Consider the following 20,863-nt stretch of genomic DNA (forward strand, 5'->3'; position numbering starts at 1 on the left):
GCTCTCGCCGACCTATCGAAAGGGCCGACGAAATCGTTGGACCTTCCGAGCCCGCCCATGCCCGAACTGCTTCTCGAACTCTTTTCCGAAGAGATCCCCGCCCGCATGCAGCGCAAGGCATCGGAGGATCTGAAGAAGATGATCACCGACGGGCTGGTGGCGGCCGGTATCACCTATGAAGCGGCGAAGGCCTATGCGACCCCGCGTCGGCTCGCTCTCCATGTCGTCGGCGTGCCGCCCAAGGGCATGGACGTCCACGAGGAGAAGAAGGGGCCGCGCGTCGGCGCGCCGGAACGCGCCCTCCAGGGCTTCCTCGAGGGCGCCGGCCTCGCCTCGCTCGATCAGGCGACCGTCGTTTCCGACAAGAAGGGCGACTACTACGTCGCCAAGATCTCGCGTCCGGGCCGCAGGACCGTCGACGTGCTGTCGGAGCTGGTGCCCGCCACCATCCGCGCCTTTCCCTGGCCGAAGTCGCAGCGCTGGGGCACCGGCACCCTGCGCTGGGTGCGGCCGCTGCATTCGATCGTCTGCACCTTCGGCACCGAGACCGAAGAGCCGGAGATCGTTCCCTTCGAGGTCGACGGCATCCATGCCTCCAACATCACCCGCGGCCATCGCTTCATGGCGCCGGCCGCCTTCTCGGTGAAGCGCTTCGACGACTACGACCAGAAGCTTCAAAATGCCAAGGTCGTGCTCGATCCGGAGCGACGCAGGCACATCATCCTCGAGGACGCCAAGACCGCGGCCTTCGCCTCGGGCCTCGAACTCGTCCACGACGAGGGGCTGCTCGAGGAGGTCGCGGGCCTCGTCGAATGGCCGGTGACGCTGATGGGCTCGTTCGAGGAGGAGTTCCTCGAGGTGCCGGCGGAGGTGATCCGCGCCACCATCCGGGCGAACCAGAAGTGTTTCGTGCTGCGCTCGCACCACGTCGACCAGAAGCTCGCCAACAAGTTCCTGCTGGTCTCCAACCTCGAGGCCAAGGACGGCGGCCAGAAGATCGTCGCCGGCAACGGCCGGGTCATCCGCGCCCGCCTCTCCGACGCCCGCCACTTCTTCCACACCGATCTCGCCGACCTGCCGGACTACAAGTCGGCCGGCAAGCCGCTCGATCAACGCCTCGCCAAGCTCAGGGCGCTCAACGTCGTCTTCCACGAGAAGCTCGGCACACAGGGCGCGCGCATCGACCGGATCGTCCGCCTCGCCCGCGAGCTGGCCCCCCTCGTCGGTGCCGATCCCGACAAGGCGGCGCGCGCCGCGACGCTGGCCAAGGCGGATCTGATGACGGAAGTCGTCGGCGAGTTCCCCGAGGTGCAGGGCCTGATGGGTCGTACCTATGCGCTGGCGCAGGGCGAGGATCCGGCCGTCGCCCAGGCGATCGAGGATCACTACAAGCCGCAGGGCCCGTCGGACCGGGTGCCGATCGAGCCGGTGTCGATCGCCGTGGCGCTCGCCGACAAGCTCGACGTACTCGTCGGCTTCTGGGCGGTGGACGAGAAGCCGACCGGCTCGAAGGACCCCTTCGCGCTGCGCCGCGCGGCGCTGGGCGTCATCCGTATCCTCACCGAGAACGGGGTGCGGCTTCCTTTGAGGGAAATACTGGTATTCGCTGGTCGAAAGATCATGTCGGACCAGCTTGAGTCCGCGCTAAAGGCGGATATGAATGCATCTCTTGAAACCGCAGTGAACATTTATAAGACTGAAGAAGTTCAGCAATTAGTTGCGCTTTCAAAGAGCGCATCCGAATTGCTTGGAGGCGACAATAAGATGGTTCCCCCTCAGGATTGGGAGCTATCTCGAAGCGCCGACCTCCTCGGCTTCTTTGCCGATCGCCTCAAGGTACAGCTGCGTGACGCCGGCGCGCGCTTTGATCTGGTCGACGCGGTCTTCGCGCTCGGGTCGCAGGACGATCTCGTGCTGGTGGTGAAGCGGGTCGAGGCGCTCGCCGGCTTCCTCGGCAGCGAGGACGGCAAGGCTCTGCTCGCCGGCTACACCCGCGCCGCCAACATCCTCAAGGCGGAGGAGAAGAAGGACGGCAAGACGTTCGACGGCGAGCCCGACGCGGCGCTCTTGGCCGAACCGGCCGAGAAGGCGCTGGCCGCCGCCGTCGCCACGGCGCGAGCCGCCGCTTCGGCCTCGGTCGCCGCGGAAGACTTCGCCGGCGCGATGTCGGCGCTGGCGAGCCTGCGCGCGCCGGTCGACGCCTTCTTCGAGGCGATCCTGGTCAACGCGCCCGATGCGGCGGTGCGCGAGAACCGGCTGAAGCTCTTGACGCAGATCCGCGCCGCCTGCCACGCCGTCGCCGACTTCTCGCGGATCGGCTGACAAGCACAAAAACGCATGAAACATGCATGCTGCGAGCGCCTCGAGGGACACCTCGGGGCGTTTCGCGTTCCGGCAGAGCACCCATCCCTATCGCCGACACGAGACCTCGTGACGGCCGGCGGCGCCGTCGTGCGGATCCGGAAATGCCGGTGAAGCCGATCGAACCATGAGCCGTCATCCTCCGGCCGACGCGAAGCGGCGGGGAACGGGATCCATCGGCTTTTCAGCGGGTCGAGAGGCCGATGGGTCCCCTTCCCTCGCTTCGCTCGCCGGGGACGACGGCGGAGTCCGGAGCGAAGGGTCCGTTCTCCCGCCGGATCGCACGAACCTCGAATTGGCCTCGACTGCGGACACGGAGGGCGCGTCGCCTCGGCTTCTCGTCCCCGTCGTCGGCGGGCTCGCCACCGGCGCGGAGCCTCCCCTTCTCCCCTCGCGGGAGAAGGTGCCCGAAGGGCGGATGAGGGGGTGCGCGCGACGGCGCGCGGGGGGAAGCCGGGAGTTTCTACCGTGCCGAGAGGCAGATCCCCTCATCCGGCCCTACGGGCCACCTTCTCCCGCAAGGGGAGAAGGGAGGGGCACGCGTCGCGCGCCGCCGTGAACCGGATTGCCGTCATCCTCCGGCGGCGCCGTCGTGCGGATCCGGAAATGCCGGTGAAGCCGATCGAACCATGAGCCGTCATCCTCCGGCGGCGGCAATTCGTAGGGGAAAATGAACGTTCGCCTCCGGAACCGCCGTCGCCGAGGGTCCGCTCAGGCGTCGGCCGTCCGCCGTGCCGGTTCGGTCGCGGCGGCGAAGAGGCTCGGTTGGGGGACGCCGGTGACCTCGCCGGACACCCATCGGAGCGCGACGACGCGCAACAACGAGGCGAAGTTGCCGACCTCGCCGCGCAACTCCACCACCTCGTCGTAGAGCGAGGAGAGGAAGCGCCCGGTGGTCATGTCCGAGGCGCGGGCGATGTCGTCGACGATGCGCCAGAAGGCGGTCTCGAGCCGCAGGCTGGTGACGACGCCGGCGATGCGCACCGAGCGTGTCTGTGGTTCGAAGAGTTCCGGATCGGTGGACGCGAAGACGTGGCACACGGGATTGGACCTCCCTCCCAGGATGCGTCGCCCCTCGCCACCTCGGACCGTCCCGAGGACGGTCCGAGGAAGATCGCGAGACCCGACGCTCGGTCGTGGCGCCCGTGGGCGGCTCAGGCGTGGGTGATCCGCGTGCCGAGAACCGCCAGGAACTGCGCCATCCACGCGGGATGGGCGGGCCAGGCGGGCGCCGTCACCAGATTACCATCGGTGAACGCGCCGTCGATGGGGATGTCGGCATAGGTTCCGCCGGCCGAGCGAACCTCCGGCGCACAGGCCGGATAGGCCGACGCCGTGCGTCCGGCGAGGACGTCGGCGGCGGCGAGGATCTGGGCGCCGTGGCAGATGGCGGCGATCGGTTTACCGCTCGCGGCGAACTCCTTGACCAGCGCGATCACGGCGGCGTCGAGACGGAGGTACTCCGGCGCCCGGCCGCCGGGGATGACGAGGGCGTCGTAGCTCGCGGCGGAGGCCGGGAAGGCGGCGTTGATCGCGAAATTGTGGCCGCGCTTCTCGGAATAGGTCTGGTGACCTTCGAAGTCGTGGATCGAGGTGGCGACGGCATCGCCGGGGTTCTTGCCCGGGCAGACGGTGTCGACACGATGGCCGACTGCGAGGAGCGTCTGGAACGGCACCATCGCCTCGTAATCCTCGACGAAGTCGCCGACGAGCATCAGGATCTTCTTGGACATGTCGTTTCCTCCCTGGATGCCCCTCTTTCGTCGGCTCGCGCGGCGTCGCGGCGAGCCCCGGGGGTCGTGCGGCAGGATCGGACGAAACGACGACGGCGAGGTAACACCCGGCTACTACGCCCGCCCTCGCCTCGCCCCGGCGCGGGGACGAGACGATGAAGCCCGCCGGAGCGATCCGGCGGGCCTTCGTCTTTCGCTCGCGGCCCACGAATCCTCGGTCGCCCTCCAGAGCCTCCGCGACCGTCATCCCCGGCCTAAGCGACGCGGAGGGGACGGGGATCCACTCGCCTTTCGCCGGGTCGCGCAGCAGATGGGTCCCCTTCCCTCGCCCTACGGGCTCGCCGGGGACGATGGTGGGAGGGGGTATCTCCGTCCGTGACCGGCTGCTGCCCTTCGCTCGCGCTCCGGCGTTCGTCGCTCGAAAAGGTCCGCCGGAGCTCTTGGTCGGAGATCGCCCGTGACGATCTCCGATCGCTCCTCACTCCTCACTCCTCGAGCAGGCTCCGCAGCATCCAGGCGGTCTTCTCGTGGACGTCGAGACGCTGGGTGAGGAGGTCCGCCGTCGGCTGATCGTTGGCCTCGTCGACGACCTTGAAGAGCTTGCGGGCGGTGCGGGCGGTGGCTTCCTGGGCCTTCACCAGATGGCGGATCATCTCGGTTGCCTTCGGCACGCCCTCCACTTCCTCGATCGAGGCGCGGGCGACGAACTCCTTGTAGGTGCCCGGCGCCGGGAAGCCGAGGGCGCGGATGCGCTCGGCGATCAGGTCGAGGGCGTTCCACTGCTCGGTGTACTGGTCCATGAACATCAGATGGAGCGTGTTGAACATCGGACCCGTCACGTTCCAATGGAAGTTGTGGGTCATCAGATAGAGGGTGTAGCTGTCGGCGAGCAGGGCGGAGAGCCCGTCGGCGATCGCCTTGCGGGCGGATTCGTCGATGCCGATGTCGATCTTCGATTTCTTGCTCATGTGTCACTCCGGGTTCGAGGGTGGGTGCCGCGCTTCGGGAGACGCGGCGGTGGAGCGCGAGCACGGCGTTCCGACGATCGCCACGACCGTCGGGGGCTTCGCGCGAAATCCTCCTACTTCCGATAGATATGACCTCTTCGCGCCCGTTCAACGGCCGGCGGCTTCGGCCGAAGGGCTTCAACCGAGCGCGGTGTCGAGCACCATCATCAGAGCGAAGCCGAACATCAGGCCGACGGTGGCCGGGGTCTGGTGGCCGTTGCGGTGGGTCTCGGGGATGACCTCGTGCGAGACGACGAAGATCATCGCGCCGGCGGCGAGCCCCAGGCCGATCGGGTAGGCGATCGCCAGCCCGCCGGTGAGCCCGATGCCGACCAGCGCGCCGAGCGGCTCGACGAAGCCGCTGGCCGCGGCGACGAGCACGGCGGCGAGCGGCTTCATGCCACCGCCGCGCAGGGCGAGCGCCACCGCCAGCCCTTCCGGCATGTCCTGCAGCGCGATGGCGGTGGTCAGCGGCACACCGACGCCGAGATCGGCATGGGAGAAGGCGACGCCGATCGCCATGCCCTCCGGCAGGTTGTGCAGGGTGATGGCGAAGACGAAGAGCCAGATGCGGCTCCAGCGCTCGGCGCCGGGACCGAAGGACCCGGCGGCGGGGTGGAGATGCGGGGTGAAGGCCTCGAGGCCGAGCATCAGCAGCACGCCGAAGGCCATGCCGACGACGACGATCAGAGCGGAGAAGACGCCGTGGCCGACGATCTTCTCCGAGGCCGCGAGGCCCGGCAGGATCAGCGAGAATGCGCTCGCCGCCAGCATCATGCCGGCCGCCGCGCCGAGCAGGCTGTCCTCGAGCTTCTGCGGCAGGGCGCGCACCGCCAGAGCCGGCACGCCGCCGAGGGCGGTGGCGGCGAAGGCGGCGAGACCGCCGGCGAGCGCCAGACCCAGGCCGGGGATCGGCTCACCGGTGAGGATGCGCCAGTTGGAGAGAAGGATGAGGCCGACGACCGCCGCCATCGCCAGCGTGAGCCCGACCGCCTGCGGTCGATGGCTGCGGATGTGGCGGATGAGCGCTCCCCGACGATCGGGCAGGGACGGGGCGGTTTCGGCGGTCATGCGTCATCTCCTCGCGGATCGAGACGGACGGCGGCCGGTGGCCCCTCCCCTCCACATGTCGGCGACTCGAGAGGTGATGCTTCCGACGACGACGGTGACGATCCGAACACCGCGAAGATCATAATGCGATTAATTTGCAATAGCAACTGAAGCAAACGGCCCCTGCGCTTCGCCCGTAGGGCCGAGGCGCAGGGGATCGAGATGCGCAGGACCGAAGTCGGGGCGGGGCTTCTCGTGCCGCGCCCCGGAGCGTCCCCGGTCGGGCCGTCGCCGATCCTCGACGGCCTCAGGCGACCGGCTTCGGCGCCTCCCAGCGCAGCTTCGGGGCGCGGGCGGCGCGGGTCTCGTCGAGGCGGCGGCGGGGCGCGAAACGCGGCGCCTGGGTGAAGCGTTCGGTGTCGCCCTTCTTGGCCGACAGGACGAGATCGCGCAGCGTCGCGGCGAAGAGGTCGAGCGAGGCCTTGGACTCGCTCTCGGTCGGCTCGATCAGCATCGCCCCGTGGACGACCAGCGGGAAGTACATGGTCATCGGGTGATAACCCTCGTCGATCATCGCCTTGGCGAAGTCGAGAGTGGTGACCCCGGTTCCCTCCAGGAAGCGATCGTCGAACAGCACCTCGTGCATCGACGGGTGATCGGGGAAAGCGACCGTCATCAGATCCGACAGGCAGGCGCGCAGGTAGTTGGCCGAGAGCACCGCGTCTTCGGAAGCCTGTTTCAACCCGTCCGAGCCGTGCGACAGCATGTAGGCGTAGGCGCGGGTGAACATGCCCATCTGGCCGTGGAAGGCGGTCAAGCGGCCGAAGGGCTGCTCGCCCGCCACCAGCCCGGTCTCGTCCTCGACCAGCACGGCGCGGCCACCCTCCATGCGCACGAAGGGATAGGGAGCGAAGGGGGCGAGGCGCTCGGACAGCACCACCGGACCGGCACCGGGACCACCACCGCCGTGGGGGGTGGAGAAGGTCTTGTGCAGGTTGATGTGCATGGCGTCGATGCCGAGGTCGCCCGGCCGGACCTTGCCGACGATGGCGTTGAAGTTGGCGCCATCGCCGTAGAAATAGCCGCCGGCGGCGTGGATCGCGGCGGCGATCTCGGCGACCTCGGGCTCGAAGATGCCGCAGGTGTTGGGGTTGGTCAGCATGATGGCGCCGACGCGATCGTCGATCGCCGCTTTGACGTCGGCGACGCCCACCGTGCCGTCGGGCCGCGCCGGCACCGACTTCACCACCATGCCGAGCAGCGCCGCGGTCGCCGGGTTGGTGCCGTGGGCGCTGTCGGGGACGAGCACCACCGGCTTGTCCGCGCCGCGAGCGCGCAGCGCCGCCTTGATCGCCGCCATGCCGGCGAGTTCGCCGTGGGCGCCGGCCTTCGGCGACATGGCGACGGCCTTCATGCCGGTCGCCTCGGTGAGCCAGCGGCCGACTTCGGCGATCAGCTCGAGCGCGCCGGGCACCGTCGAGGTCGGCTGCAGCGGGTGGATGTCGGCGAAACCGGGGAGCCGCGCCATCTTCTCGTTGAGGCGCGGGTTGTGCTTCATGGTGCAGGAGCCGAGCGGGTAGAGCCCGGCGTCGATCGCGTAGTTCTTGCGCGACAGGCGGACGTAGTGGCGCACCGCCTCGGGTTCGGTGAGACCCGGGAGCTTCGGCGCGGCCTTGCGGGCGTGAGAGCCGAGGCGGGACTTCGTGCCCTTGGGCGCGGGCAGGTCGACCCCGGTCGTCTCGGCACGGCCGATCTCGAAGATCAGCGCTTCTTCCTGGTCGAGGCCACGGTTGCCGGTGAAGGTCGGGGAAGCGGTCATCTCGGACGTCTCGGTTTCCGGCGCGTTGGGGCGGGTGGGGCGGCCCTTGTCGTTGAGCATCGGGTCTCTCCTCAGATCGCGGCGGAGATGTCGGCGACGAGCGCGGCGCGGTCGTCGGCGGTGACGGTCTCGGTGACGGCGACGATCAGCAGGTCGTCGAGGCCGGCGCCCGGCAGCAGGCGCGACACCGGAACACCGGCGAGGATGCCGTCGGCGGCGAGCTTCTCGACGAGAGGTGCGGCCGGGACCGGCAGGCGCACGGTGAATTCGTTGAAGAAGGTGTCGTTGAGCACCTCGACGCCCGGCAGGTTCGCCAGCGCCTCGGCGGTCTCGACCGCCGCCTCGTGGTTGAGTGCCGCGAGCCGGGTGAGCCCAGCCTCGCCGAGCAGCGTGGCGTGGATCGAGAAGGCGAGCGCGCAGAGGCCGGAGTTGGTGCAGATGTTGGACGTCGCCTTCTCGCGGCGGATGTGCTGCTCGCGGGTCGACAGCGTCAGGACGAAGCCGCGCTTGCCCTCGGCATCGACGGTCTCGCCGCAGAGGCGTCCGGGCATCTGGCGGACGTATTTCGAGCGGGTGGCGAAGAGCCCGACATAGGGGCCGCCGAAGCCGAGCGGGTTGCCGAGGCTCTGGCCTTCCGCCACGACGATGTCCGCGCCTTGCGCGCCCGGCGGCTCGATGGCGCCGAGCGCCACGACTTCGGTGACCACCGCCACGAGGAGCGCGCCGACGGCGTGGGCCTTCTCGGCGATCGGGGCGAGGTCGATCAGATGGCCGAAGACCGACGGCGACTGGACGACGACGCAGGAGGTCTCGGCGTCGATCGCCGCGAGGATATCCTCGGTGCCGGTCGGGTCGGGGGCGAGGGCGTCGATCCTGTCCTCGGCGAGATCGGAGAGGGTGGCGATGGTCGCCGCGTAGTGCGGGTGGAGGCCGCCGGAGAGCACCGCTCTTCTCCGCTTGGTGATGCGGTGGGCCATCAACACGGCTTCAGCCGCGCCGGTCGAGCCGTCGTACATCGAGGCGTTGGCGACCTCCATGCCGGTCAATTCCGAGACCTGGGTCTGGAACTCGAAGAGGACCTGGAGCGTCCCTTGGGTGATCTCGGGCTGATAGGGCGTGTAGGAGGTCAGGAACTCGGAGCGCTGGATCAGGTGATCGACGCTCGCCGGCACGTGATGGCGATAGGCGCCGGCGCCGACGAAGAAGGGCACGTTCCCCGCCACGGTGTTCTTCGCCGCCATGCGCGACATCGCCCGCTCGACCTCGATCTCGCCTTTCGCCTTCGGCAGGTCGAGAAGGCCGGTCAGCCGTTCGCCGAGGGGCACGTCGGCATAGAGGGCATCGACGGTCGCGACGCCGATGCGGGCGAGCATGTCGGCGCGGTCGGTGTCGGTCAGCGGCAGGTAGCGCATGATGGGACCTTTCGATCGATCGGTCGGGATGTTGGATGCGGAGCCGGTCGGGGGCGGCGGGCTCGCCACTCTCTCTCCCCGTCATCCCCGGCCGAAGCGCAGCGAAGGGGAAGGGGATCCAGGAGCCTCGCCGCGGGGAAAGGGTCCATGGGTCCCCTTCCCTCGCTTCGCTCGCCGGGGACGACGGCAGAGGACGGACCATGCCGCCCTCCGTCGATCTCGTGGGCGCGCGGGGCCTCGCCCCCTCGCCTCACAGGCTCGCGACGAAGGCCTGATACGCCGCCTCGTCCATCAGGTCGGAGGTATCGGCGCCGGCCGCGATCTTCAGCTTGGCGAACCAACCGCCGGTCTCCGGCTCGAGGTTCACCAGACCGGGATCGTCGGCGAGCTTGGTGTTGGCCTCGATCACCTCGCCGGCGAGCGGCGCGTAGACCTCGCTCGCGGCCTTGACCGATTCCACCACCGCGGCCTCGCCGCCCTTGTCGACCGACTTGCCGACCTCGGGCACCTCGACGAAGACGATGTCGCCGAGCTGGCTCTGGGCGTGGTCGGTGATGCCGAAGGTGGCGGTGTCACCTTCGATCACCACCCATTCGTGGTCCTTGGTGTAGAGCTTCACGGGCGTTCTCCTGGTCTTGTCGGGGATCAGCGCCGGAAGCCGGCGGGGACGAAGGGAAGGGTCGCGACGCGGGCGGGAAGCGCCTTGCCGCGGACGAGGACGTCGAGTTCGGTGCCGGGGGCGGCGAATGCGGTCTCGACCAGACCCATGGCGACCGGCGCCTGGAGGGTCGGGCCGAAGCCACCGGAGGTGACGCGGCCGACGATGCGGCCGTCCTTCGTGGCGATCTCGGCGCCCTCGCGGGCCGGCTGGCGGCCGTCGAAGGTCAAGCCGACGCGGCGACGGGCGGGACCGTTCGCCAGTTCCGCCTGGACGCGCGCCGCGCCGGGGAAGCCGCCGTCGACCCGACGGCGCTTCTGGATCGACCATTCGAGCGCGCCTTCGACCGGGCTGGTCGTGGTGTCGATGTCGTGGCCGTAGAGGCAGAGGCCACCCTCGAGCCGCAGGCTGTCGCGGGCGCCGAGGCCGATCGGCTTCACCCTGGGATCGGCGAGGAGCGAGTCCCACAGGCGCGGGGCGTCGGCGGCGGCGACCGAGACCTCGAAGCCGTCCTCGCCGGTGTAGCCGGAGCGCGAGACGTGGACGTCGAGACCGGCGACGGTCACCGGGGCGGTGTCCATGAACTTCATCGCCGCGACCGGCGCGCCGAGCGCCACCATCACCGCTTCCGCCTCGGGCCCCTGGAGCGCGAGGAGGGCGCGATCGTCGAGCGGGCGCAGGCTCACGTTCGCCGGCAGGGCGGCGGCGATGTGGGCGTAGTCGGCGTCCTTGCAGGCGGCGTTGACGACGAGGAAGAGGGTGCCGTCGGGCGCGTCGGTCGGTCGGGAGACCATGAGGTCGTCGAGGATACCGCCGTCGGCGTCGGTCAGCTGCGAATAGCGCTGGCGGCCGGGGGCGAGTTCGACGATCGCCGCCGGGATCAGCGCCTCGAGCGCGGCCGCCGTGGTGGCGTGATCGGGGCCGACGAGGAAGGCCTGACCCATGTGGGAGACGTCGAAGAGGCCGGCGTGTTCACGGGTCCACGTGTGCTCGGCGAGGATGCCGGCGGGATACTGCACCGGCATGTCGTAGCCGGCGAAGGGCACCATGCGCGCGCCGAGGGCGACGTGGGCGTCGTAGAGGGGGGTGCGGAGGGTGGCGTCGGTCGTCATGGCGGATCACTCCGGTCCGGTCGAGGCGTGGCGGCGTCCGGATCGAAACGATCCGTTCGCGCCCCCTCTGTCGGAAGACCTGAGAGATTTCCGGTGTTCGGTCCCGCGAGAGGCGCGACGAACGAGCCGGTTGCTCCTTCGGTGGATCGACGGCCGGATGCCGCCGATCGCTTTCCAGAGTGTCGCTCGCCCCCGCGGTCCTGGGACCTGAGAGTTTCCGGGGCGGTTTCTCCTTCGGCGCCGGCACCGATCGTGGATCCCGGGGATCCACCGTCGGCCCGGGCTCTCCCGCCGGGGCAGCAGATGACGCGCGGCGGGACCCCCGTCACACGTCATACCGGGCGCGACTCCGACCCGGCACGTCGATGGTTAGATGGATCGCCCGACAGCGTCAACCGATCCGAAGGCGGAGCTGCATCACGGCTCGCGCCCGTCCACACAAGTTCGCGATGCGATCGTGCGCGCGGCGATGCGCCGTCTCAGCCCTTGGTGGTCTTCTTCTTCGGCTTGTCCTTGCCGCCCTTGGGATCACCCTTGCCGTCGAGGCCGGCATAGATGGTCGCCTCCTTGCTGTCGGCGATCGACAGGAGGACGGCGTCGTCGACCACCGACCACAGGGCCGAATAGTCGGGCGCCTGGACGTCGACGGCGGCCTGATGGAGCTTGGAGTAGGTGACCTTGTCGCCGACGACGACGGCGATGCGGACCGGAACGGTCGAGGCGCCGGTGGCGCCGGTCGGGCCGGAGAGGACACGGCCGGCGACGCCGATACGGACGCGCAGCATGTCGCCTTCCATGTCACAATCGCGGGCGATGCGCTGCACCGAAGCCTGGTACATGATCTGCGAGGGGTCGCCGAACTTGCCGGGCTTGAACACCGGCATGAATTCGGTGCCGTCACGGATCTCGACATTGGGGCACACGGGCGTGGCGGCGTAGACGGCCGGATCCATCTCCTTCGGCTTGGGCGCGACGACGCTCATGATGTTGCCGCCGATGCCCTCGGCGGCGCCGCAACCGGCGAGGGCCAGCGGCAGGGCGAGAACCGCCGCTCGCAGACCGTGAGCGAAGACCGCGGCCGAGGCGGGCCGACCCGAAACGCGCCAAACCATGAGATCCCTCGAATTTCCCGACATCGATCCTGGTGGAGAGCGCCATCCATAGCAGCGTTTCCCGCCCGTCGCCACGGCTTCTTCCAGGCCAATCGGGCGGAACGACGGCGTGAAGCGACCTCGCGGCGAGAGAAAGGCGGCGGCGCGTGCTTGACACTCCCCCCTCCCCTTCCTCTATTCCCACGATCCCCGTCCTCTTCTCGCGGCGATCCCGACCCATGGCGGCGAAGCCCCCTCTCGACATCCTGATGTGCGCGCCGCGCGGCTTCTGCGCCGGCGTCGATCGGGCGATCCGCATCGTCGAACTGACGCTCGCCAAATACGGCGCGCCGGTCTACGTGCGCCACGAGATCGTGCACAATCGCTTCGTGGTCGAGAGCCTCAAGGCGGAGGGCGCGGTGTTCGTCGAGGAGCTCGACGAGATCGCCGATCGCTCGCGTCCCGTGATCTTCTCGGCCCACGGTGTGCCGAAGTCGGTGCCGGCGGCGGCGGCGGACCTGAAGCTGTTCTCGCTCGACGCCACCTGTCCGCTGGTCACCAAGGTGCATCGCGAGGCGCAGATCCACCACAAGCACGGCCGCCACGTGCTGCTCATCGGCCACACCGGCCACCCCGAGGTGATCGGCACCATGGGGCAGTTGCCGGAGGGCGCGGTGACGCTGGTGACCAGCGCCGACGACGCCCGTACCGTCACCCCACCGCCGGGCGCCCTCGCCTACACGACGCAGACGACGCTGTCGCTCGACGACACCTCGGCCATCGTCGCGGTGCTGACCGAGCGCTTCCCCGACATCGTCGCGCCGCACAAGCAGGACATCTGCTACGCCACCACCAACCGCCAGGAAGTGGTGAAGCAGGTGGCGCCTCGAGTTCAGGCGATGATCGTCGTCGGGGCGCCCAATTCGTCCAATTCGCAGCGTCTGCGCGAGGTGGCGGAGCGCGAGGGCTGTCCGCGGGCGGTGCTGTTGCAGCGCGCCGAGGACCTCGATCTCGATGCCTTCGCCGGTCTCTCGCGCATCGGCATCACCGCCGGCGCCTCGGCCCCGGAGGTGCTGGTGGAAGAGGTGATCGAGGCCTTCGCCACGCGCTGGGAGGTGCGGGTGAAACCGATCGTCACGGCCGAGGAGACCGTCGCCTTCAACCTGCCGCGCGAGCTGCGCGACGTGGCGGCGACGACGACGAGCAAACTGGTGCGGGAGCCGCGCGGCGACGCGGGGAAATGAGATCATGGCCGTCTACACCGAAGTCTCCGACGAGGAGCTGGAAGCCTTCGTCGCCGGCTACGACATCGGCAACGTGCTCTCCTTCAAGGGCATCGCCGAAGGGGTGGAGAACTCCAACTACCTGCTGAGGACGAGCGAGGGGCAGTTCATCCTCACTCTCTACGAGAAGCGGGTGAACCCGAACGATCTGCCGTTCTTCCTCGGCCTGATGGAACATCTCGCCGAGCACGGCCTCGGCTGCCCGCTGCCGGTCCACGACCGCGAGGGGCGAAGCCTCGGCACGCTCGCCGGGCGGCCGGCAGCGGTCGTCACCTTCCTCGAAGGCATGTGGGTGCGGCGACCGACGGCGCATCACTGCGGGCTGCTCGGCGAGGCGCTGGCACGGATGCATCTGGCCGGCGCCGACTTCGACATCCGCCGCCCCAATGCGCTGTCGATGCCGTCGTGGCGGCCGCTGTGGGAGAAGTCGCGGGCGCGCGCCGACGAAGTCGCTCCGGGGCTCGCCGCCGACATCGAAGCCGAACTCGATCAGCTCGAAGCGCTCTGGCCGAAGGATCTTCCGCAAGGCGTCATCCACGCCGACCTCTTCCCCGACAACGTCTTCTTCCTCGGTGGCGAGCTCTCCGGCCTGATCGACTTCTATTTCGCCTGCGACGACTTCCTCGCCTACGACGTGGCGATCTGCCTCAATTCCTGGTGCTTCGAACAGGACCTGTCGTTCAACCTGACCAAGGGTCAGGCGCTGCTCGACGGCTACATGCGCGTCCGGCCGCTGTCGTCGGCGGAACTGGCGGCGCTGCCGATCTTCGCCCGCGGCTCGGCGCTGCGCTTCCTGCTGACCCGCCTCTACGACTGGCTCAACGTGCCGCCGGGGGCACTGGTGAAGCCGAAGGACCCGCTCGAGTATCACCGCAAGCTGCGCTTCCACCGCGGCGTCACCGACGCCTCGGGCTATGTCTTCGCCCTCGGCGGCCGACCCTACGAGGTGTCGCCGTGAGCGAGGAGACGGACGCCCCCGCCTCCCCCGCGCGCAAGAGGCGCGAGCGCCCTTCGGGCACGGTGGTGATCCACACCGACGGGGCGTGTTCGGGCAATCCCGGCCCCGGCGGTTGGGGGGCTCTGCTCGAGTGGGGCGACCACGTCAAGGAACTGAAGGGCGGCGAAGCCGACACCACCAACAACCGCATGGAGATGATGGCGGCGATCGCGGCGCTGGAAGCGTTGACGCGGCCCTGCACCATCGAATTGTGGACCGACTCCAACTACCTCAAGGGCGGCATCACCGGCTGGATCCACGGCTGGAAGAAGAACGGCTGGAAGACCGCCGACAAGAAGCCGGTGAAGAACGTCGATCTGTGGCAGCGGCTGGAGGCGGCGCTGGAGCGCCACACCGTCTCCTGGCACTGGCTCAAGGGCCACGCCGGCCACGTCGAGAACGAACGCGCCGACACGCTGGCGCGCGAGGGCATGGAGCCGTTCAAACGGCGCGGCGGCGAGGCCCCGATCGGGTCATGAGCGCCGCCTCTCCGCCCCGCCGGCGCGTCGCCCTGCTGATCAACCCCGCCGCCGGGCGGCACGACCCGGCGAGGCTCGATCGATTGGCGGAGGCGTTGGTGGGGCGCGGCCTCGAGACCGAGGTGGTGGTCAGCCGATCGCCGGGCGATCTGGCGCAGCGCCTCTGCGAGGTCGAGGCGGACGTGGTGGCGGTGTCGGGCGGCGACGGCACCATCAACGAGGTGGTGGGCGCGCTCGTCGCCCGATCCGGACGGATGCCGCAGTTGGCGGTCGTGCCCGACGGCACCGCCAACGTTCTCGCCCACGAATATCGGCTGCCGCGACACATCGAGGCGATCGCCGAAGCGATCAGCCGGGGACGGACGCGACCGCTGCATCTCGGCACGGCGCAGCTCGACGGCGAAGGCCCACGGCCGTTCTTCCTGATGACCTCGATCGGCTTCGACGCCGAGGTGGTGCGGGCGGTCGAGGACAGGTCTCCGCGCCGGTTCAAGAAAGTCGTCTTCGCCCTCGAAGCGGTGCGCCGCGGCTTCGGCCGGCGGTCGCGGCTCCACGTCGCCGCCGTCACCGCGCGCGGCGAGCGTCTCGCCTTCGACTGCGCGCTGGCGGTGGTGACCAAGGCGCGCCACTACGGCGGCCCGTTCGTCCTGGTCGACGGCGTGGCGATGGATCGGCCGGGGTTGAGGCTGGTGGCGCTCGCCGACGATCGCCCGGCGGCCCTGATGCGGGCCGCCTGGGGCGTGGCGACACGACGGCTCGAGCGCATGGCGGGCGTGACCGTCGTCGACGTCGTCTCGGCCACCGTGACCACCGCGGACGGAGGACCCGTCGCGGTGCAGATCGACGGCGAACCGCACGGCGCGACACCCGTGGAGGTGAACGCCGCGCCGCACGTCCTCGAGCTGATCGTCGCGGAAGCGTGAACCGGACCGGGGACGGTCGGCGGGAGAGGCCGCGCCGGGTCTCCCGCCTTCGCCGTCAGCCGAGGTGGCTCAGCATGCAGGACCCGCCGGTGAGGTCGGCGACGCCGGGCTTCTCTTCGAAGTTGATCTCCTTCACCACGCCGTCGTCGACCAGCATCGACCAGCGCTGCGACCGGATCCCCATGCCGGCGGCGGTGAGATCGAGGGTGAGGCCGACCGCGGTGGTGAAGGCGGCGGCGCCGTCGGCGAGGAAGAGGATCTTGCCGTCGGCGTCGTTGGCCTTGGACCAGGCGTCCATGACGAAGACGTCGTTGACCGCGACGACGGCGATGGTGTCGACGCCCTTGGCGAGGATCGCCTCGCGATTGGCGAGATAACCCGGCAGGTGCGCCTTGGAGCAGGTCGGGGTGAAGGCGCCGGGGACGGCGAAGAGCACGACCTTCTTGCCCGCGAAGACGTCGGCGGTGGAGATCTCCTTCACGCCTTCGACGGTCATGGTCTTGAAGGTGGCTGCGGGCAGGCGGTCGCCGACGGCGATGGTCATGGGTGGTCTCCTGACGGGCGATGAGGCGCGGGACGCGCGGGAACGGAAGTGGCGCGGGACGCACGAGAACGGAAGAGGCGCTCGACGCGCCGGGACGGATCACTTCCGATCTAGGGCTTCGCGACGGTGGCGTCGAGGGTGACGTTCTGCTCGACCACGCGGTCGCCGAGACGCAGGGTGAAGCGCAGCTCGGCGCCCTCGAGCTTCGCGTCGCGCGGCACGCCGTCGAGCTCGAAGCGCCAGACCTCGCTGCCGGACCCGCCGCCGACCCGGGTCGGCAGGGGCAGCGCCCATTCCGCCGTCGGCCCTTCGACGAGCACGTCGCGCGGCTCCGCGGCGGCGGCACCCTCCGGCGTCTTCACCCGGACGAGGACGGCGCCGGCGATGCTGTCGCCGTCGCGATCGCGCTCGAGCGACATCACCCAGGGGGCCGTGCCGCTGACCGCGGGCGTCGGCAATCGGCTGCGGGCGTCGCGCAGACGGTCGAGGGCGGCGGCATCGACGGCCATGTCGGGGACGACGGCGCCGGTCAGATGCGCCGACACCGGCACGCAGATCTCGCGGCACAGGCCGATCTGGACGTCGAGATCGAGCTGCGCCGGCTTCGTCGGATCGGCGAGGGCGAGGTCGATCGGCAGGACCACCGGGCCGGTGTAGCCGATCGAGGTGACGCCCTCTTCGCCGAAGCGGACGGGAGCGGGAAAGCGCAGGTCGAAGGCGGTCGCGCCGGTCGACTTCGACCAGTCGACGACCGGCGGGATGCCGGCGTCGCCGGGAGTGCGCCAGTAGGTCTTCCAACCGGGTTCGAGGGCGATCTCGATGCCGAGCTCGGGACGGCCGTCGACGATGCCGGCGACGACGAGGCGCACCGCGGCGCCGGGCTTCGACGGTGTCGACGCGGCGGCGACCGCGGCCGGTAGGCCGGCGAGAAGGGCTGCGACGAGGGCGAGGCGACCCGCGGACGGGTGCGCACGGAGACGACGAAACATGGACTTCCCGATCGGTTCCAGGTGGCGCGACACTAGCCGTTCGTGCGCCGATCGTCTCGTCACGGTCGTGCACCTTAGCCTCGAGAGCGCGTGATCGGCGTCACCGAATTCGGACGATCGTCCGACACCACCCTTTCGAAACGCCTCGGCCATCCCTATCTTCGGCATCAGGTGAGACCCGCCGCCACTCACGGGAGAGGGGCGACGGACGAGAGTACCGCGGTCCGGGTCGCAGACACACGGACGACGAGGGGCCGGAGATGTCGAACGAAGAGACGGCGCGCGAGCCCGATTCCCTGGCGGGGAAGATCCTGATCGCCATGCCGGGCATGGAGGACAAGCGGTTCGCCCGATCGCTGGTCTATCTGTGTGCGCATTCGAGCGACGGGGCGATGGGCATCATCCTCAACCAGCCGGCGCCGTCGGCGTCCTCCTTCGCCGAACTGCTGGTCCAGCTCGACATCGTCGGCGAGGACGAGAGCGGCACTCTGTCGCCGCTCGCCCGATCGATGACGGTGCAGAACGGCGGCCCGGTGGAGACGACGCGCGGCTTCGTGCTGCACTCCTCGGACTATTTCATCGAGAACGCGACGCTGCCGATCGACGACCATTTCTCGCTGACGACGACGCTCGAGGTGCTCAAGGCGATCGCCGAGGGCCGCGGCCCGAAGGACGCGATCATGACGCTCGGCTATGCCGGCTGGGGCGCCGGCCAGCTCGAGAGCGAGATCCAGTGGAACGGCTGGCTGCACTGCCCGGCCGACCCGATTCTGGTGTTCGACCGCGACCTCGACGCCAAATACGACCGGGCGCTGAAGAAGCTCGGCATCGACATCGGCCTCCTGTCCCGCGACGCCGGGCACGGCTGATCATCCCGAGACCGCGTCCCGATCCTCGGCGCGGAGATCGCGAACCAGATAGCGCACCGTCTTGGCGCCACCATGGATCGTCGCCACACCGACCACCTCGAAACCGAGGGCGGCGTGGAAGGCGTCCGATTCGGGGTTCGGCGGATCGGAATTGACCTCGCAGACGATGCGGCCGTGTCCGGCGCGGGCGGCTCGGTCGAAGAGGCGACGGTAGAGACGGCGCGCGTGACCTCGACCGCGCGCCCGGGACGCGACCACGATGCGGTCGACGTAGACGAAGCGGTCGAAGCGCGACCGGAACCACAGAAAATTGGGGCTGTCGTAGTCCGCGTCATGGTCGAAGGCGAGAAGCAGGGCGTCGCCGTCGCCGATCCGCATCGCCGCGAAAGCCTCCGCCACCAGCCGACCGAATCGATCCGGCTCGAGCCACGACAGTTCGACGGCATGGGCGTTGTTCAGGCCGACGAGGGCGTCGCGGAGCGCCCCGTCTTCGGCGACGTCGGCGGCGGTGACGGCGACCGGGCCGTCGGCGGCGGGAGCGTCGGTCACGGCAGCTTGTCGAAACCCTCGGTGAAGCCCTTGAGCGCGATCGGGATGCCGATACCCTCTTCCGGCGTCTGGAAGACGATGAAGGTTGCGGTGGAGCCCTTCTTCATCTGGTCGGCGAGCTTGTCGTCCATGACCACCTCGGCGACGCAACCGTTGGGCAGGCAGCGCACGAAGGGCGTGCGGCCGACGTCGGTCTGGTCGACCTTGAGGCCGAGGCCGGAGGGCAGCAGCACCCCGAGGGGAGCGAGGACGCGCAGGATGCGCTGCTTCTTGTCGGCGGTCTTCAGCACGATCACCGACAGGCCGACGTTGGGGCGATCCTCGGCGGTGACGTTCTGGATGAGGGCGCACTGCTCCGACTTCGCCCCCGGCGGCGTGTCGCAGCGGATCTGCCAGTCGGCGTGTTGCGACTTGACCGCTCCCTGCGCGAAGGCCGGCGCCGCGGCGACCGCGGCCGCCAGACCCGCGCCGATGGCGAGAGCGAAGCCGGCGCGGCGCGGCGAAATCGTCGGATGGGTCATCGTCTCACTCCTTGCGGCCGGGATCCCCGGCGACCGATTCATGCAAAAACCCTAATGATTCTCCGGGCTTCACGGGGGCGCGACGAATCGTCTCGCCCCCCTCTCCTCCGACCCTGCCCGAGCCGTGGTGTGGAGACCAGAGGGTCGGCGCGAATCCGCCGTCGCGGAGCCCGATCACACGATCGCGTTCGTCGCGCGCGATCGTGGCGTTCCTCGGGCAGGCCGGCCGAATAGCGGTCACGGGGGGATGAAATGTCGCAGTTCATCCCCACGGGGTGGTTGCGGACGGTCGCGAGCTGTGCACATCCTGTGTTCGTCCTTGATCTACATCAATTGTGATGGGGCGGGATGTCGCAGTGCGGAATCGTACTGAGGCCGACCGATCGGCGCGCGAAACGATGGCGTTTCGACGAGCCGACGGTCCCGAGGGGGAAGCCGACCGTCGCCTCGCGCTCACCGGCCGAGCGGGTGACGGATGAGGAAAAGGGGTCTCGAAACATGATTTCGAAGACGACAGTGCCGTCCGTCGCCTCGCCTGCCCGCACGCTCGTCGGCGGGCTCACCGCCGCCGCCGGGCTCGCCGCCTCGACGTCGCTCGCCGCGGCGTCGCAGCCGGTGCCCTGGCAGATCGGGCTCCAGCCCGGCGCCTCGGCGGTGCGCGATCACATCGAGAGCTTCGCCGCCTTCACTTTCTGGATCATCATCCCGATCACGTTGTTCGTGCTCGGCCTGCTGATCTGGGTGATGGTGAAGTTCAACGCCAAGGCGAACCCGGTTCCCTCCAAGACCACCCACCACACCGGGCTCGAAATCGCCTGGACGGTGGTGCCTATCCTCATCCTGGTGGCGCTGGCGATCCCGTCCTTCCGCCTGCTCTACGAGGAGATGGTGGTGCCGCCGGCCGACGTGACCATCAAGGTCACGGGCTACCAGTGGTACTGGGGCTACGAGTACACCGACCTCGTCGACGACAAGAAGAAGGCGCTCTCTTTCGACTCGGTGATGCTCGACGACACCAAGCGCAAGGATCCGGTGCGCCAGCCGCGCCTCCTGGCCGTCGACAACGAGGTGATCGTCCCGGTCGGCAAGGTCGTCCGCCTGCAGCTCACCGGCGCCGACGTCATCCACTCCTGGGCGCTGCCGGCGTTCGGCGTGAAGATGGACGCCAATCCGGGCCGGCTCAACGAGACCTGGTTCAAGGCCGAGAAGACCGGCGTGTTCTACGGCCAGTGTTCGGAACTGTGCGGGCGCGACCACGCCTTCATGCCGATCGCGGTCAACGTGGTGACGCCGGACAAGTTCGACGCCTGGGCGAAGACCGCCAAGACGGACCTCGACGCCGCCTATCGCCAGCTCGCCGCCGCGGTCGACGCCGAAGGCGAACAGACCCGTCTCGCCGCCCGCTGATCAAGACACACGCGACGGCGCGGCGAAGGAGCCCCCGTCACCCGCGCCCGAGGGACCTC

General features: G+C 69.3%; 20 protein-coding genes and 2 riboswitches. Of the genes, 7 read left to right on the forward strand and 13 right to left on the reverse strand.

The annotated features are described in order from the left end of the window. Positions 1 to 57: 57 nt before the first annotated feature. A complete protein-coding gene (gene glyS / locus V7Q42_RS02055; RefSeq protein ID WP_333822082.1) occupies positions 58 to 2,322 on the forward strand; it encodes a glycine--tRNA ligase subunit beta in 2,265 nt (754 codons plus the stop codon). A 750-nt stretch (positions 2,323 to 3,072) separates the two neighbouring features. Here glyS and V7Q42_RS02060 read toward each other — a convergent pair. The 9 genes from V7Q42_RS02060 to V7Q42_RS02100 all read right to left on the reverse strand — a co-directional run bounded on the left by V7Q42_RS02060 (position 3,073) and on the right by V7Q42_RS02100 (position 12,264). Next, positions 3,073 to 3,402 carry a ribbon-helix-helix domain-containing protein gene (locus V7Q42_RS02060; protein ID WP_333822083.1) on the reverse strand — a complete coding sequence of 110 codons (330 nt, stop codon included), beginning with the start codon at positions 3,400 to 3,402 and terminating at the stop codon, positions 3,073 to 3,075. A gap of 113 nt (positions 3,403 to 3,515) precedes the next feature. Then, positions 3,516 to 4,094, reverse strand: a complete 579-nt coding sequence (locus V7Q42_RS02065; protein WP_333822084.1) for a DJ-1/PfpI family protein — start codon at positions 4,092 to 4,094, stop codon at positions 3,516 to 3,518. 485 nt (positions 4,095 to 4,579) lie between these two features. Then, positions 4,580 to 5,062 carry a Dps family protein gene (locus V7Q42_RS02070; RefSeq protein ID WP_333822087.1) on the reverse strand — a complete coding sequence of 161 codons (483 nt, stop codon included), beginning with the start codon at positions 5,060 to 5,062 and terminating at the stop codon, positions 4,580 to 4,582. A gap of 177 nt (positions 5,063 to 5,239) precedes the next feature. Beyond that, on the reverse strand, positions 5,240 to 6,172 hold the full coding sequence (locus tag V7Q42_RS02075; protein WP_333822089.1) for a ZIP family metal transporter: 933 nt from the start codon (positions 6,170 to 6,172) through the stop codon (positions 5,240 to 5,242). 286 nt (positions 6,173 to 6,458) lie between these two features. Beyond that, on the reverse strand, positions 6,459 to 8,030 hold the full coding sequence (gene gcvPB, locus V7Q42_RS02080; RefSeq protein ID WP_442958155.1) for an aminomethyl-transferring glycine dehydrogenase subunit GcvPB: 1,572 nt from the start codon (positions 8,028 to 8,030) through the stop codon (positions 6,459 to 6,461). A gap of 11 nt (positions 8,031 to 8,041) precedes the next feature. Continuing rightward, positions 8,042 to 9,382, reverse strand: coding sequence for an aminomethyl-transferring glycine dehydrogenase subunit GcvPA (gene gcvPA, locus V7Q42_RS02085; protein WP_333822091.1), 1,341 nt, complete (start codon positions 9,380 to 9,382; stop codon positions 8,042 to 8,044). 250 nt (positions 9,383 to 9,632) lie between these two features. After that, positions 9,633 to 10,001 carry a glycine cleavage system protein GcvH gene (gcvH, locus tag V7Q42_RS02090; RefSeq protein ID WP_333822093.1) on the reverse strand — a complete coding sequence of 123 codons (369 nt, stop codon included), beginning with the start codon at positions 9,999 to 10,001 and terminating at the stop codon, positions 9,633 to 9,635. 26 nt (positions 10,002 to 10,027) lie between these two features. Next, positions 10,028 to 11,152: a glycine cleavage system aminomethyltransferase GcvT gene (gene gcvT, locus V7Q42_RS02095; RefSeq protein ID WP_333822095.1), complete on the reverse strand. Its 1,125-nt coding sequence runs from the start codon at positions 11,150 to 11,152 to the stop codon at positions 10,028 to 10,030. 57 nt (positions 11,153 to 11,209) lie between these two features. Beyond that, positions 11,210 to 11,337, reverse strand: a riboswitch (glycine riboswitch). Next, positions 11,338 to 11,454: riboswitch (glycine riboswitch) on the reverse strand. A 177-nt stretch (positions 11,455 to 11,631) separates the two neighbouring features. Continuing rightward, on the reverse strand, positions 11,632 to 12,264 hold the full coding sequence (locus V7Q42_RS02100; RefSeq protein WP_333822097.1) for a hypothetical protein: 633 nt from the start codon (positions 12,262 to 12,264) through the stop codon (positions 11,632 to 11,634). A 218-nt stretch (positions 12,265 to 12,482) separates the two neighbouring features. On the opposite strand from V7Q42_RS02100, the gene ispH reads away from it, so the two are divergent. The 4 genes from ispH (at position 12,483) to V7Q42_RS02120 (ending at position 15,925) form a co-directional block, all read left to right on the forward strand. Continuing rightward, entirely contained in the window at positions 12,483 to 13,487 is a 1,005-nt protein-coding gene (gene ispH, locus V7Q42_RS02105; protein ID WP_333822099.1) for a 4-hydroxy-3-methylbut-2-enyl diphosphate reductase, read from the forward strand. A gap of 4 nt (positions 13,488 to 13,491) precedes the next feature. Then, entirely contained in the window at positions 13,492 to 14,484 is a 993-nt protein-coding gene (thrB, locus tag V7Q42_RS02110) for a homoserine kinase (RefSeq protein WP_333822101.1), read from the forward strand. 62 nt (positions 14,485 to 14,546) lie between these two features. After that, positions 14,547 to 15,002: a ribonuclease HI gene (gene rnhA, locus V7Q42_RS02115; RefSeq protein WP_333822212.1), complete on the forward strand. Its 456-nt coding sequence runs from the start codon at positions 14,547 to 14,549 to the stop codon at positions 15,000 to 15,002. Next, a complete protein-coding gene (locus V7Q42_RS02120) occupies positions 14,999 to 15,925 on the forward strand; it encodes a diacylglycerol/lipid kinase family protein (protein WP_333822102.1) in 927 nt (308 codons plus the stop codon). Before rnhA ends, V7Q42_RS02120 begins: the two co-directional genes overlap by 4 nt. 55 nt (positions 15,926 to 15,980) lie before the next feature. Here the strand turns inward: V7Q42_RS02120 and V7Q42_RS02125 are convergent, their stop codons facing one another. Together V7Q42_RS02125 and V7Q42_RS02130 are read right to left on the reverse strand one after the other, a co-directional pair. After that, positions 15,981 to 16,469, reverse strand: a complete 489-nt coding sequence (locus tag V7Q42_RS02125) for a peroxiredoxin (protein WP_333822103.1) — start codon at positions 16,467 to 16,469, stop codon at positions 15,981 to 15,983. Between the two features lie 110 nt (positions 16,470 to 16,579). Next, on the reverse strand, positions 16,580 to 17,458 hold the full coding sequence (locus V7Q42_RS02130; protein WP_333822104.1) for a protein-disulfide reductase DsbD domain-containing protein: 879 nt from the start codon (positions 17,456 to 17,458) through the stop codon (positions 16,580 to 16,582). A 260-nt stretch (positions 17,459 to 17,718) separates the two neighbouring features. On the opposite strand from V7Q42_RS02130, the gene V7Q42_RS02135 reads away from it, so the two are divergent. Continuing rightward, positions 17,719 to 18,327: a YqgE/AlgH family protein gene (locus V7Q42_RS02135; RefSeq protein WP_333822106.1), complete on the forward strand. Its 609-nt coding sequence runs from the start codon at positions 17,719 to 17,721 to the stop codon at positions 18,325 to 18,327. Here V7Q42_RS02135 and V7Q42_RS02140 read toward each other — a convergent pair whose 3' ends face one another. Together V7Q42_RS02140 and V7Q42_RS02145 are read right to left on the reverse strand one after the other, a co-directional pair. Continuing rightward, entirely contained in the window at positions 18,328 to 18,876 is a 549-nt protein-coding gene (locus V7Q42_RS02140; protein ID WP_333822108.1) for a GNAT family N-acetyltransferase, read from the reverse strand. It lies immediately after the preceding gene. After that, on the reverse strand, positions 18,873 to 19,397 hold the full coding sequence (locus V7Q42_RS02145) for an invasion associated locus B family protein (protein WP_333822111.1): 525 nt from the start codon (positions 19,395 to 19,397) through the stop codon (positions 18,873 to 18,875). Before V7Q42_RS02145 ends, V7Q42_RS02140 begins: the two co-directional genes overlap by 4 nt. A 498-nt stretch (positions 19,398 to 19,895) precedes the next feature. Here V7Q42_RS02145 and coxB point away from each other — a divergent pair, with 498 nt between their 5' ends. Continuing rightward, complete coding sequence (coxB, locus tag V7Q42_RS02150) at positions 19,896 to 20,804, forward strand: cytochrome c oxidase subunit II (RefSeq protein ID WP_333822113.1); 909 nt, start codon at positions 19,896 to 19,898, stop codon at positions 20,802 to 20,804. Positions 20,805 to 20,863 lie beyond the last annotated feature (59 nt).

This window comes from Pinisolibacter sp., from assembly GCF_036782435.1.
Lineage (GTDB): Bacteria > Pseudomonadota > Alphaproteobacteria > Rhizobiales > Ancalomicrobiaceae > CALBKH01.

Coding starts and splice junctions, on each gene's coding strand:
- glyS (WP_333822082.1), top strand. CDS start 58: ATGCCCGAACTGCTTCTCGAACTCTTTTCCGAAGAGATCCCCGCCCGC.
- V7Q42_RS02065 (WP_333822084.1), bottom strand. CDS start 4,094: ATGTCCAAGAAGATCCTGATGCTCGTCGGCGACTTCGTCGAGGATTAC.
- V7Q42_RS02070 (WP_333822087.1), bottom strand. CDS start 5,062: ATGAGCAAGAAATCGAAGATCGACATCGGCATCGACGAATCCGCCCGC.
- V7Q42_RS02075 (WP_333822089.1), bottom strand. CDS start 6,172: ATGACCGCCGAAACCGCCCCGTCCCTGCCCGATCGTCGGGGAGCGCTC.
- gcvPB (WP_442958155.1), bottom strand. CDS start 8,030: ATGCTCAACGACAAGGGCCGCCCCACCCGCCCCAACGCGCCGGAAACC.
- gcvPA (WP_333822091.1), bottom strand. CDS start 9,382: ATGCGCTACCTGCCGCTGACCGACACCGACCGCGCCGACATGCTCGCC.
- gcvT (WP_333822095.1), bottom strand. CDS start 11,152: ATGACGACCGACGCCACCCTCCGCACCCCCCTCTACGACGCCCACGTC.
- V7Q42_RS02100 (WP_333822097.1), bottom strand. CDS start 12,264: ATGGTTTGGCGCGTTTCGGGTCGGCCCGCCTCGGCCGCGGTCTTCGCT.
- ispH (WP_333822099.1), top strand. CDS start 12,483: ATGGCGGCGAAGCCCCCTCTCGACATCCTGATGTGCGCGCCGCGCGGC.
- thrB (WP_333822101.1), top strand. CDS start 13,492: ATGGCCGTCTACACCGAAGTCTCCGACGAGGAGCTGGAAGCCTTCGTC.
- V7Q42_RS02120 (WP_333822102.1), top strand. CDS start 14,999: ATGAGCGCCGCCTCTCCGCCCCGCCGGCGCGTCGCCCTGCTGATCAAC.
- V7Q42_RS02125 (WP_333822103.1), bottom strand. CDS start 16,469: ATGACCATCGCCGTCGGCGACCGCCTGCCCGCAGCCACCTTCAAGACC.
- V7Q42_RS02130 (WP_333822104.1), bottom strand. CDS start 17,458: ATGTTTCGTCGTCTCCGTGCGCACCCGTCCGCGGGTCGCCTCGCCCTC.
- V7Q42_RS02135 (WP_333822106.1), top strand. CDS start 17,719: ATGTCGAACGAAGAGACGGCGCGCGAGCCCGATTCCCTGGCGGGGAAG.
- V7Q42_RS02145 (WP_333822111.1), bottom strand. CDS start 19,397: ATGACCCATCCGACGATTTCGCCGCGCCGCGCCGGCTTCGCTCTCGCC.
- coxB (WP_333822113.1), top strand. CDS start 19,896: ATGATTTCGAAGACGACAGTGCCGTCCGTCGCCTCGCCTGCCCGCACG.